The 11,759-nt window shown below is 65.3% G+C and carries 14 protein-coding genes and 1 tRNA gene; 4 read left to right on the top strand and 11 right to left on the bottom strand.

The genetic code is table 11. The features are described 5' to 3' along the window. Window positions 1–261: 261 nt before the first annotated feature. Window positions 262–633 (top strand): SH3 domain-containing protein, encoded by a 372-nt coding sequence (locus tag PVW46_RS01640; protein WP_043138614.1) that lies wholly within the window; start codon window positions 262–264, stop codon window positions 631–633. 71 nt (window positions 634–704) lie between these two features. On the opposite strand, the gene PVW46_RS01635 is transcribed toward PVW46_RS01640, so the two are convergent. Next, window positions 705–1,454, bottom strand: a complete 750-nt coding sequence (locus tag PVW46_RS01635) for an RNA methyltransferase (RefSeq protein WP_043138612.1) — start codon at window positions 1,452–1,454, stop codon at window positions 705–707. Between the two features lie 133 nt (window positions 1,455–1,587). Between PVW46_RS01635 and PVW46_RS01630 the strand changes: the two genes are divergently transcribed. Beyond that, window positions 1,588–2,214, top strand: a complete 627-nt coding sequence (locus PVW46_RS01630) for a thiamine phosphate synthase (protein WP_069208914.1) — start codon at window positions 1,588–1,590, stop codon at window positions 2,212–2,214. 149 nt (window positions 2,215–2,363) lie between these two features. Here PVW46_RS01630 and olsA read toward each other — a convergent pair whose 3' ends face one another. From olsA to PVW46_RS01615, 3 genes are all read right to left on the bottom strand, one after another. Beyond that, complete coding sequence (gene olsA, locus PVW46_RS01625) at window positions 2,364–3,221, bottom strand: lyso-ornithine lipid O-acyltransferase (RefSeq protein WP_069208915.1); 858 nt, start codon at window positions 3,219–3,221, stop codon at window positions 2,364–2,366. 7 nt (window positions 3,222–3,228) lie between these two features. Next, window positions 3,229–3,987 carry an L-ornithine N(alpha)-acyltransferase gene (gene olsB / locus PVW46_RS01620; RefSeq protein ID WP_069208926.1) on the bottom strand — a complete coding sequence of 253 codons (759 nt, stop codon included), beginning with the start codon at window positions 3,985–3,987 and terminating at the stop codon, window positions 3,229–3,231. A gap of 120 nt (window positions 3,988–4,107) precedes the next feature. Then, window positions 4,108–4,290, bottom strand: coding sequence for a DUF3553 domain-containing protein (locus PVW46_RS01615; RefSeq protein ID WP_043138605.1), 183 nt, complete (start codon window positions 4,288–4,290; stop codon window positions 4,108–4,110). Window positions 4,291–4,318: 28 nt separating this feature from the next. Here PVW46_RS01615 and PVW46_RS01610 point away from each other — a divergent pair, with 28 nt between their 5' ends. Continuing rightward, complete coding sequence (locus PVW46_RS01610) at window positions 4,319–4,924, top strand: histidine phosphotransferase family protein (protein ID WP_043138604.1); 606 nt, start codon at window positions 4,319–4,321, stop codon at window positions 4,922–4,924. A 21-nt stretch (window positions 4,925–4,945) separates the two neighbouring features. On the opposite strand, the gene PVW46_RS01605 is transcribed toward PVW46_RS01610, so the two are convergent. From PVW46_RS01605 to PVW46_RS01575, 7 genes are all read right to left on the bottom strand, one after another. Next, the gene (locus PVW46_RS01605) at window positions 4,946–6,211 is read right to left on the bottom strand and encodes a glutamate-5-semialdehyde dehydrogenase (protein WP_069208916.1); all 1,266 of its coding nucleotides are present in this window, start codon (window positions 6,209–6,211) and stop codon (window positions 4,946–4,948) included. A gap of 72 nt (window positions 6,212–6,283) precedes the next feature. Then, window positions 6,284–7,390, bottom strand: coding sequence for a glutamate 5-kinase (gene proB / locus PVW46_RS01600; protein ID WP_069208917.1), 1,107 nt, complete (start codon window positions 7,388–7,390; stop codon window positions 6,284–6,286). Beyond that, on the bottom strand, window positions 7,378–8,418 hold the full coding sequence (gene obgE, locus PVW46_RS01595) for a GTPase ObgE (protein WP_069208918.1): 1,041 nt from the start codon (window positions 8,416–8,418) through the stop codon (window positions 7,378–7,380). The genes proB and obgE overlap by 13 nt, the downstream gene beginning before the upstream one ends. Window positions 8,419–8,496: 78 nt before the next feature. Then, window positions 8,497–9,036, bottom strand: coding sequence for a GNAT family N-acetyltransferase (locus PVW46_RS01590; RefSeq protein ID WP_069208919.1), 540 nt, complete (start codon window positions 9,034–9,036; stop codon window positions 8,497–8,499). A 184-nt stretch (window positions 9,037–9,220) separates the two neighbouring features. Continuing rightward, window positions 9,221–9,490, bottom strand: a complete 270-nt coding sequence (gene rpmA / locus PVW46_RS01585; RefSeq protein WP_043138588.1) for a 50S ribosomal protein L27 — start codon at window positions 9,488–9,490, stop codon at window positions 9,221–9,223. Window positions 9,491–9,511: 21 nt separating this feature from the next. Continuing rightward, on the bottom strand, window positions 9,512–10,099 hold the full coding sequence (locus PVW46_RS01580) for a 50S ribosomal protein L21 (RefSeq protein WP_069208920.1): 588 nt from the start codon (window positions 10,097–10,099) through the stop codon (window positions 9,512–9,514). Between the two features lie 199 nt (window positions 10,100–10,298). Beyond that, window positions 10,299–11,153, bottom strand: a complete 855-nt coding sequence (locus PVW46_RS01575) for a DUF2059 domain-containing protein (RefSeq protein ID WP_069208921.1) — start codon at window positions 11,151–11,153, stop codon at window positions 10,299–10,301. Window positions 11,154–11,354: 201 nt separating this feature from the next. Here PVW46_RS01575 and PVW46_RS01570 point away from each other — a divergent pair. Then, window positions 11,355–11,444 (top strand) — tRNA-Ser (locus PVW46_RS01570). Window positions 11,445–11,759: the final 315 nt, after the last annotated feature.

Below are 11,759 nucleotides of genomic sequence, written 5' to 3'. Positions count from 1 at the left end.
ACTACTACAACTACTGATCCCTTCCTCCCCTTGGCGTCGGTCTCCTCCTCCCGGACCGGCGCCCCTCCCTAGGACCGATCCCCTCGCGGATCGGTCCTTTTCGTTTACGGGGACAACGGGCGTCCGGACCAAGCCGGCAAGGCGGTCAGGAATGCCTGACTTATGGCCCGGGCGGGCAAGGTTTATCTTGGGTCCACAGGTTAACGAATATCCGATCACCGGCTCTTGCCAGAAGAATATAGACCCCAAAGGACCTATCCCATGAAGACCTTCCTCATCTCCGCTGCCGTCGCCGCCGCAACGCTCGCCGCCTCTGCCGCTTCGGCCGGGCAGGCCTGGGTCGGCCAGAACCACCTGAACTACCGCACCGGACCGGGCCAGAACTACCCGGTCGTGGGCACCTTCAGCCCCTGCACCGCGCTTGACACCTATGACACGCAATACGGCTGGGTGCAGATCCAGTACCAGGGCCAGTACTACTGGGTGCATGGCGACTACATCCTGAACTACGCCTGCACCTATACCCCGCCGAAAAACACCTATACCGCGCCGAAGAATACCTACACGCCGCCCAAGAAGAAGGGCTACTCGGGTGGCTATTCCGGCGGTTACTCGGGCGGCGGCAACTACTGACCGCGGCCCATCCCGGCGCCGGTTGTCCTCCCTGGCCGGCCCGGCCTTCTGGCGGACTGATCCCCCACGGATCAGTCCGCTTTCTTGTTTCTCCAGCGCACCACCTGGCGCATCATCCCGTGCAGCATCTGCACCTCGGCCCGGGTCAGCGGCAGGCGTGACCACATGTTGCGCAGGTTGACCTTCATGCTCTCGGCCTTGTGGGCCGGAAAGAAGAACCCCGCCTCTTCCATCCGGTCCTCGTAGTGGCGCGCCAGGTGATCGACTTCGTGCTGCAGGGCCAGTTCCGTTCCGGCCAGGGACTCTGCGACTTCGGGCATCTCCGCGCTCGCCCGGCGCCATTCGTAGGCACAGAGCAGGACGCATTGCGCAAGGTTCAGCGAGGCAAACTCGGGGTTCACCGGCACCGAGATGATGCCGTTGCAGGGAGCGATGTCCTCGTTTTCCAGCCCCGCGCGTTCCGGGCCAAAAATCACCGCCACTTTCTCGCCGCCCGCGATTCGGCGCGCGCATTCGGCCATCGCCGCCTCGGGGGTCCAGATCGTCTTGGTCAGGTCACGGGGCCGGGCCGTGGTGGCCAGCACGAAGGAACAATCCCCGATCGCCCCCGGCACATCCTCTGACAGCTGCGCCTCGTCCAGCAGGCGCCCGGCGCCGCTCGACATGGCCACCGCCTTGGAATTGGGCCAGCCGTCGCGCGGATCGACGATCCGCATCCGGTCCAGGCCGAAATTCCACATTGCCCGCGCCGCCGCGCCGATGTTCTCGCCCATCTGGGGCCGCACCAGCACGAATGCCGGTTGGGGGGTGCCTGTCGCCATGTCGCTCTCTCCGTCGGATCGGCGGAGGGGTAATGCCCCTCCGCGCCGGGGGCAAGCCTTGGCGAGAGGTGAAAAACCCGGGTGCAATGGCTGCAAAGCCGCGTTATGAGGACCTTCGGTTCAGGAGAGCACCATGACGACCCAAGATCCCGATGCCCCGCAGATCTACCTGGTCACGCCGCCAGAGTTCGACCTGGGCACATTTCCCGACCGGCTGGCCCGCGTGCTGGGCGAGGTCGAGACCGCCTGCCTGCGCCTGAGCCTGGCCACCCGCGACGAGGACCGGTTGATGCGCGCCGCGGATGCCGTGCGCGAGGTCGCGCACCGGGTCGACGTGGCTTTGGTGATCGACACCCATGTCATGCTGGCCGACCGGCTTGGCCTCGACGGCGTCCACCTTGTCGACGGGGCCCGGTCGGTGCGCACGGCGCGCAAGACCCTCGGCCCGGATGCCATCGTCGGCGCCTGGTGCCACCAGTCGCGCCATGACGGCATGACCGCCGCCGAACACGGCGCCGATTACGTCGCCTTCGGCCCGGTCTCGGGCGCATTGGGCGATGGCGAAGTGGCCGAGCACGAGCTCTTCGCATGGTGGACCGAGATGATCGAGGTCCCCGTCGTTGCCGAAGGCGGCTTGACGCCCGAACTTGTCCGCAGTCTTGCCCCGGTCACGGATTTCTTTGCCATCGGCGAAGAAATCTGGCGCGAGGAAGATCCGCTGGCCGCCCTGCAGTCCCTGCGCGACGCCATGCGCGGCTGACACGTCCCGATTGACGCCCTCAGGATCTGTGTCCAGGAGAGCCCGGGAGCCCTGACCGCCATCCGCAGAACGACGGCCCAGATCGAGGGGTGGCGGGCGGGCGATGGTCCCTGAAAGGGACCGAGTCCCGAACGTCCCCCGAGACCGTGTTACTCTCTGCCAAGCAACTCCGGCGCTACAGGCCCCAGTTCCGCCGTGTGCCCCTCGCGGACCCGGATCTCCAGCGCATGCGCGAGGCTCTTGCGGTTGGCGAAATCGTCCACTCGGACCGGGGGATGGTAGTTCAGCACCACGCGGCCCTGTCGCGGTGCCGCTAGAATGCGGAGCAGCGAGGCCCCGAAATCCATGTCGCCCCACCAGCCATAGAACCGGGGATGCGCCCCCTGCGGCGGATGATAGACCACGCTCACCGGCTGCACCTGCAAGCGATGATGCAGGCGTTCCGAAAAGAAGGCCGCGAACAGCGTCGTCTTGAAGGGCAGCACCCGCAGCCCGTCGGTCGAAGTGCCCTCTGGAAAGAACAGCAGCCGGTGCCCGTTCAGCAACCGGTCCTCGAATGCCTGCGTCTGCGCCTGCGCTTCTCGGCGGTCGCGATTGATGAACAGCGTGCCCGTCGCCCGCGCCAGCCAGCCGATCCCGGGCCATGCCGCCACCTCGGCCTTTGAGACGAAATAGATCGTCTTGCGGCTGTTCAGCACGAAAATATCAAGCCAGGACGTGTGGTTGGCCACGATGGCGCCCGGCCCCTTCATGCGCTGCCCGCGCATCTCGACCGGTAATCCCATGATCAGCAGGACAGTGCGACAGACAAAACGGGTGATATGCGGCGTCACGGGACGCCCGGTCCCGCACAGCGGCCTTTCGACCAGCCGCACCAGCAAGAGCAGTGCCAGGCACCCGAAGATCACCAGCGCCATGAGCGGTGCGCGCCAGGCGATGCGCAGCCAGCCACGGGCGTCGATCAGGGGCCAGTCCGGCTCCTCGGCGCCGTTCCAGGTCTGGCTCATGGCCGCCTCACGTGGCGCGTTCCTGGGTGTAGAGCGCGCGCTGGCGATCTGTCATCCGCGCGGTGTCCATCACCAGGCAGACATCCACGGTGTTGAAGGATTGATCGACAAAGGCGCCCTCGCCCACGCATCCTCCCAGCCGCAGGTAGGCCTTGATCAGCGCCGGCACCTGCAACATGGCGCGGCGGCGATCGATCTGGTCCTCTGCCAGCAGGTTCATCGACTGGAACGCACGCGCCCTCGGGCGCAGCTCGGGCGGCGCCAGGTGACGGTGATGCAAGAGAGAGAGCGGCTCGGCCAGATTGTCCACGTCCGTCCCGTGGAAACTGGCAACACCAAAGAGAACCTCGATCCCGTGGTCGAGGACGTAACCCGCCAATCCCTGCCAGAGGTGGAACATAGCGGCCCCACCCCGGTAATCGCGATGCAGGCAAGAGCGGCCCAACTCCAGCAGGCGGCGGCCGCTGGTCCTGAGGGCGGTCAGATCGTATTCGTCCTCGGAATAGAATTGTCCGGCCACGGCGGCCTGATCATCACGCAACAGGCGATAGACACCAACCACGGCACCGCCCTTGCTGTCATCGCAGACAAGGAGATGATCGAAGAAGGGATCGAACCGGTCGCGTTCCAGCCGCGCCTCGTGGTCGACCAGCGCTCCGTCGCCGCCCAGTTCCGTCACGAAGACATCGTAGCGCAGGCGCTGTGCCGCGGCGATATCCTCGGCATCTTTCGCCAGCCGGACCGAGAAGGCCTCTGTCACTGTCATCTCTCCCAAGCGCTGCGGTCGGACCTGCCGGTCGGTCATAGGCAAGCGGGCCAGCAAGTGCAACGCTTGCGGTCACGACCTAACCTTGGTTAACCATTCATCAACCTGTGGGCGACTAGGTTAACCATCATGAACGGGGAGCAGCGAGACCCGGGCACTGTCCAGCACGACCTTGCCCTGTTCCCGAAAGTTGACGGTGATCCGGCCCCCGATGTTGGATTGCACCTGCCCTGTGCCCCAGTCGGGCTGTTCGGGATGCCTCACCAGCATTCCCGGTTCGAGTAACGAGTTGAGTTCTTTCATTCCTGTATCCTCCAGATCGGAGATTGCCATGTCCCAGTCCCACGCCCACCTCGCAGCCCTGGTCGGTTCGCGGCTGTGCCACGATCTTATCAGTCCCATCGGCGCCATCCAGAACGGGCTGGAGCTGATCGCCCTTGCGGGGCCAACCGACCTGAGCCCGGAAATGGCGCTGATCCAGGACAGTTGCGAAAGCGCGGCGGCGCGCATCCGCTTCTTTCGTGTCGCCTTTGGCCAGGCCGGTGAACAACAGATGATGGGCCGGCGAGAGATCGCGTCCACCCTGACGGCCCTGGGCAAGGGCGGCAAGCTGCAGGTGGACTGGACCCCGCAGGAGGACCTGCCCCGGATCCAGGTGCAACTGGCCTTCCTCGCCTATCTCTGCTGCGAAAGCGCGCTGCCGCATGGGGGTACGCTGCGTGTCGATCGCGACGCGGCGGGCTGGACCTTGCAGGCCACCGGACCGCGCATCGCCGCGGACCCCCGGCACTGGGATCACCTGAATGGCAATGCGCCTTCCGACTGGCCGGGCGCCGACCGTGTGCATTTCGTGCTCTTGCCGATCCAGGCAGAGGCGGCGGGGCAGAAGATCTATGCCACCCCGGCCGACGATTCCATCACGATCAAGATCGCCTGACCAGTTGCGCAGGTGCGGGCCTCAGGCCCGCACCGTCCCATCCCCGGTCACCAGGTACTTGAAGCTGGTCAGCTGCTCGGCCCCCACCGGGCCGCGCGCGTGCATCTTGCCGGTGGCAATGCCGATCTCCGCGCCCATGCCGAACTCTCCGCCATCGGCGAACTGGGTCGAGGCATTGCGCATCAGGATCGCCGAATCGAGCCGTTCAAAGAAACGCGCTGCTGCCGCGTCATCCTCGGTCAGGATAGCGTCGGTGTGGTTCGATCCGTACTTGCGGATATGGGCGATGGCCTCGTCGATGTCCTCGACGACCCGCGCGGCGATGATGCTGTCGAGGTATTCCTGGCCCCAGTCCTCGGCCCCGGCCGGAACGGTGCCCGGGATGGTCTGCAGGTTTGCATCGGCTCGCACTTCCACCCCAGCCTCCAGCAGGGCGCGGATCACGCCCTGGCCAATGGTCTCGGCCACGTCGCGGTGGATCAGCAGGCATTCGGCGGCACCACAGATACCGGTGCGTCGGGTCTTGGCATTGCGCACGACCGACAGCGCCTTGACCGGATCGGCCTCCTTGTCGATGTAAATGTGCACGATCCCCTCGAGGTGGGCAAAGACCGGGACCCGCGCCTCGCGCTGCACCAGCCCGACCAGCCCCTTGCCGCCGCGCGGCACGATCACGTCGATGTAATCGGTCATCTTCAACATCTCGCTGACAGCCGCACGGTCACGCGTCGGCACCAGCTGGATTGCGGCGTCCGGCAGACCGGCGGCGCGCAGCCCCTCGACCAGGCAGGCATGGATCGCGCCCGAGGAATGAAAGCTCTCGGACCCGCCGCGCAGGATCACCGCGTTGCCCGCCTTGAGGCAGAGCGCGCCGGCATCCGCCGTCACGTTGGGCCGCGATTCATAGATTACGCCGACGACGCCAAGCGGCGTGCGCACCCGCTGGATATGAAGGCCGGTAGGGCGGTCCCATTCCTCGATGACCTTGCCCACGGGATCGTCCTGCGCCGCGACGGACCGCAGGCTGTCACAGATCCCCTGGATGCGCGCCTCATCCAGCATCAGCCGGTCCATCATGGCCTTGCTGAGACCTTTCTCGGCACCGAAATCGAGATCGCGGGCGTTGGCCTCGATCACCTGCGCACGCGCCTCCCACAGCTTGTCCGCCGCGATCTCCAACGCCTTGCGCTTGGCCTCGGCTGGGGCAAAGGCCAGCTCCGCAGCGGCGGCACGCGCCTTTTCACCGATGTCCTGCATCAGGGCGGGAATGTTCTCGAGATCTTTCATGGGAAGAACCCTCTGGCCAGAAGTGTCTGCGTCTTTAGTAGTGAGATCGGCGGCACGGGTCAAAGAAACCCGTCACACCGCCATGTCATCGCGGTGGATCAGCACGGCGCGGCCTGGATAGCCCAGGATGCCCTCAATGTCGCGGCTGTGGTGACCGGCGATGGCCCGTGCCTCGGAGGCGGTGTAGCGTGTCAGCCCCTGCCCCAGGGTCAGGCCGTTCAGCGTCCGGATTGTCACCGGCTCGCCGCGTCCGAAATCGCCTTCGACCGCGCGCAACCCGGCGGGCAACAGCGACTTGCCAGAGGCCAGCGCCTGCGCCGCGCCCTCGTCGACGCGCAGCGTGCCCTGCGGTTTCATCGCCGCGATCCAGCGTTTGCGCGCCGCGTGCGGGTCGAGATGCGGGGTGAACAGGGTCGAGGGCGCGCCATCGGTCAGGCGTTGCAGCGGATGCAGTTCGGCGCCATGCATGATGATCATGGCACAGCCCGAGGCGGTCGCCGTCTTGGCCGCCATCACCTTGGTCTTCATGCCACCCTTGGACAGGCCAGAGCCGGCGTCACCCGCCATCGCCTCGATCTCGGGCGTGATTTCCGACACGGTTTCAAGCCGTTGTGCGTCCGGATCGCTGTTCGGATTGCCGGTATAAAGCCCGTCCACATCCGACAGCAGCACCAGCAGGTCGGCACCCACGGTCACGGCTACCTGTGCCGCCAGCCGGTCATTGTCGCCATAGCGGATCTCATCCGTGGCCACCGTGTCGTTTTCATTCACGATGGGCACGGCGCCGAACCCCAACAGGGTTTCCAGGGTCGCCCGCGAGTTCAAGTAGCGGCGGCGGTCGGCGCTATCTTCCAGCGTCACCAGCACCTGAGCCGTGGTCAGCCCGTGCGGCGCCAACGCCTCTTGCCAGGCGCGGGCCAGGTGGATCTGGCCCACGGCGGCAGCGGCCTGCGACTGTTCGAGGGGCAGAACCGTGGGTGGCAGCTGCAGGATGCCCCGCCCCAACGCAATCGACCCGGACGACACCAGCACCACGTCGGCACCGCGCGCCTTCAGGGCGGCGATGTCCTCGGCAATGGCATCCAGCCAGCTGCGGCGCAGATCGCCTGTGTTGCGATCCACCAGCAGGGCCGAGCCGATTTTTATGACAACCCGGCGCGCCTCGGTCAGGGCTGCCATGTCCCGTCCTCCTCGGGGTCCGCGGGACGGTCCGCCACGCGGCGGGCCTCGACATGCGGACGCAGAGCGCGCAGAACCTCGGTCACGCCCTCGCCAGAGGCCCCGGACATGAGCATGACGTTTTCGGCCCCTACTGCCTCGAGTTCCTCCTTGAGGAATTCGCGTTCCTCGGCATCCAGCGCGTCGATCTTGTTCAGGACGGTCACGCGGGGCTTGTCGGACAGGCCAGCGCCATAGGCATCCAGCTCGTTGCAGATGGTCTTGTAATCCTCGATCAGGCTCCCCGATGTGCCATCGACAAGATGCAACAGAACCGCCGACCGTTCGACATGGCCCAGAAAGATGTCGCCAAGCCCCCGGCCCTCGTGCGCGCCCTCGATCAGGCCGGGAATGTCGGCCACGACAAATTCCGTGTTGTCGACAGAGACCACGCCGAGGTTCGGGTGCAGCGTGGTAAACGGGTAATCCGCGATCTTTGGCCGGGCATTGGACGTTGCCGCCAGAAAGGTGCTTTTGCCGGCATTGGGCAGACCCAGCAGACCCACGTCCGCGATCAGTTTCAGCCGCAGCCAGAGGGTCCGTTCCACCCCGTCCTGGCCGGGGTTGGCATTGCGCGGTGCCTGGTTGGTGGCGGTCTTGAAGCGCAGGTTGCCCCAGCCGCCGTTCCCGCCCTTTGCCAGTTGCACCCGCTGACCCAGTTCGGTCAGGTCGGCCACGACGGTTTCCTCGTCCTCTTCGAGGATCTCGGTGCCCACGGGCACCCGCAGCAAGATGTCGTCGCCATCGGCACCGGTACGGTTCTGCCCCTTGCCAGCCTGACCGTTCTGGGCAAACCAATGCTGCTGATAGCGGAAGTCGATGAGCGTGTTCAGCCCGTCTACCGCCTCGGCCCAGACAGAGCCGCCGCGGCCGCCGTCGCCTCCGTCCGGCCCGCCGTACTCGATGAATTTTTCGCGGCGGAAACTGACACAGCCGTTCCCGCCGGAACCGGAGCGGATGTAGACCTTGCAGAGATCGAGGAATTTCATGATTGGGGCTTTCGGCGTGAGACAGGCGGCGGTTTACCGGGGTTTCCCCCGGCGCTCAAGCAGGCCTTGCGCAACGCCTCAGGCCAGCTTGCAGATATATGTCCAGGTTGGGACCTTGGCCTGGCGGGCCACGGAATAGGCTTCGGCATCGCCGATGTATTCGAATCCGCAATTCACCAGCACCCGTGCCGAAGCGGCATTGTCCTGGAAAACGCTGGCGAACATCGTCGCATTGCCCATCGGGTTGGCTTCGACAAGGGCGCGGACGGCCTCCGATGCAAGGCCCGTGTTCCAGAAGGCAGGCGCCACCCAGTAGCCGACCTCGGACTGATTGCGATCCATCCGCTCCAGCGCGATCACGCCCATGAGCTCGGAACCGCCCACCTTGGTGGCATCCATCGCCCAGACGTCCTCTTGCCGGTCGGGCGCGGTGACACGGGTGACAAAGGCCTCTGCCGCGCCCGGCGGCAGCGGGTGCGGGATGGAGGTCGTCATCCGGGCGACGCGTTCGTCGCCGGTGTAAAGCTCCATCAGCCCGATATCGGACCGGCGCACGGGGCGCAGATCGAACCGGTCGGTCCTGACGACGGGCTGGTCGTGAGTTGCATCAAGGCCCATGTGCACTCTCCTCTCGTGCAGTGGACGGGATCGGCTCTGCCGGGTTGATGGCAGATCAATTTGTCATTGGCATGGCCGATCCGGGGACCCGTCACCGGGCCTGGGGAACAGTCACCCGAAAACAGCGAAGGGGACCGGCGGTGCCGCCGATCCCCTGTCCGTTTCCGTGACACTGATCTCGGCGTTATTCCGCGGCTTCCGCCACCGGCAGGACCGAAATGAAGGTGCGGCCCTTGAGGCCCTTGCGGAAGGTCACGGCGCCTTCGGCGGTTGCAAAGATGGTGTGATCCTTGCCCATGCCCACGCCTTCGCCCGGCCAGAACTTGGTGCCGCGCTGACGCACGATGATGTTGCCCGGGATCGCGGCCTGACCGCCGTACAGCTTGACGCCAAGACGGCGTCCGGCAGAGTCGCGACCGTTGCGGGAGGAACCGCCTGCTTTTTTATGTGCCATTCGTTTCTCTCCTTAACTGACTCAGGCCAGGGTCTTGGCCTGTTCGACCCACTCGGGCTTGACCTTGGTGGCCTCGAAGGTTTCGGGGTCCACGGTCGCCAGCTGGGCGAAAGTGGTGATACCGGCCTCGGCCAGTTTCTTGGCGGCTGCGGGGCCCACACCAGTGATCTGGGTCAGGTCGTCGCCGGATTCAACCGCTGCGGGGGCTGCGGCTGCCTTGGGGGCTGCGGTCGGGGCTGCTGCCTTCGGGGCCGAACCGGCGCCCAGGGCCGCCTTGACGCCCGTGGCGTCCGCGCCTTCGGCGAGGATCTCGGTCACGCGGACCAGCGTCAGTTGCTGGCGGTGGCCCTTGGTGCGCTGCGAGCTGTGCTTGCGGCGGCGCTTTACGAAGTGGATCAGCTTGTCACCCTTGACCTGGTCGATGACCTCGGCCTGCACGGCGGCGCCGGCCACGAAGGGCGCGCCGACGACGGTGGTGTCGCCACCCAGCATCAGGATGTCGTTGAACTGCACGGTTTCACCCGCGTCTGCGGCCAGCTTTTCCACCCGGAGCGTATCGCCCGACTGGACCTTGTACTGTTTGCCGCCGGTTTTCATCACCGCGAACATGGTGCGTCTTTCCTTTTCTGCCGCGTTCTGTGGCCCCGTCATCCGGAGTTTCCGGGGCCCTGCCCCGCCTCGAACTGCGCGTCCTTGCGGACGATCGTTGAACAAAAACAAAAGGCGGGGCCAAAAGCCCCGTCCTGTCGTGCGCGGCTTATGGTCCGCAAAGCCCGTGGTTGTCAAGGCATTGTTGCGTCTGCCGGCCTCAGAGATCCTGCTGCTGCATCTGCCGCGAGGCGGCCAGCCCCAGCGCATAGGAAATCTCGTCGTACATCGCGTTGAACCCGGCAAAGAGCGCGCGGTTCAGCGCCTTCCCCTGTGTGGTTTCGGACAGGGCAATGTAGGCTTCCAGTTCCTCGTCCTCCAGCGGTTCATAGGCGAGCAGAAGGTAGGCGAACAGCCATTCGCGCGTGTCCTCGCGGGTCTCTTCCTCCTGGCTCCAGACATCGGCCAGGATATCGCCCTCGGCCAATTGCAGGCCGCCCCCGTCGACCAGTCCCGAGTAGAAGCGGAACGAGGCATTCAGCGCGCCGGTCACGTTGGTTTCAAGCAGGTCGTTGACATCGACGAAGCGGCGCAGCTGGTCCAGGCGCGGATCTTCACTGCCCTTGATCTCGAGATAGGCCTGGCGCGCGGCCTCTTCGACCGCATCATCGATCATGGCGCGCCGCGCTTCCAGTTCCAGCGTGATGATCTTCTGCCCCAGGTCGGACGAGAAGAAAGCGATCAGCGGCGCCGGGTCGCTATCCTCGATGGCCTCGGCAAAGCCCTGGCGGACAATCGTGCGCATCTTTTCCGCGTCATAAATCTGGTCCAGCAACTCCTGCCAGGCAGAATTGCTGCCGCCGGGGATCATCTCTTCGGCCAGCTCCGCACCATAGGCCATGCCCTCGACGCGCATGACCTCGATCATGGCATCGATCTGCAGCGACTCGGCCAGTTCGTCGATCGGCTCGGCCCGCAGTGGCAACGCCAGACAGAGGCAGGTGAGCCACGCCAGCAGCGCCGGGATCGTTCGCCGGGCCGTCAGGGCATTCGAAATCGGGGCGGTTGTGGTCATTCTGTCCTCGCGCGGGTCTGAGCCCTTTCAGTGGTAGAGCAGAGGCGCGTCCACAACAACTGTTGCGCGCGATGCGGGCGGGTTGACGCCGTCACAATCACGACATCCCCGTGCTCTTTCACCGGCATCGGAAAAACTTGTGATTTGGCTGTTGCGCCCCGCTGGGGAATTGTCTAAACGCCCCTCTACCCAGACCCCCGCGGAGAGGTGCCGGAGCGGTCGAACGGGGCGGTCTCGAAAACCGTTGTCCCTTCACGGGGACCCAGGGTTCGAATCCCTGTCTCTCCGCCATTTCCCCATTGCGAGCCATTGACACCGCCGCGACGGGCAAGGATTTTTCCGTTTTATCAAAGCGGTTTGCGTGAACTGGCCGAACCTCATAGACGCGCCGCCTGGCCGAAGCTGGGCTCAGAATGGCCCTCAGTCTCAGTTTGGGCGAACCTCGTCCGTTCCGGTTCGGTCCCGTTTTCCTGTTATGTTTCAATGGCATGCCTGCGAACCTCGCCAAAACCCAAAATCGCGTTCCGAACGATATCCATGCCAACGGAGATCGAACACGCGGTAGGCGTAGCGCCTTTGGAGTAGCCCCCTGAAAGTGGTCCACCA

The organism is Mameliella sp. AT18 (assembly GCF_028807275.1).
In the GTDB taxonomy this organism is placed as follows: domain Bacteria; phylum Pseudomonadota; class Alphaproteobacteria; order Rhodobacterales; family Rhodobacteraceae; genus Antarctobacter; species Antarctobacter albus.
The sequence above is the reverse complement of the archived record's forward strand: the minus strand, read 5'-3'. Positions and strand labels throughout refer to the sequence as shown.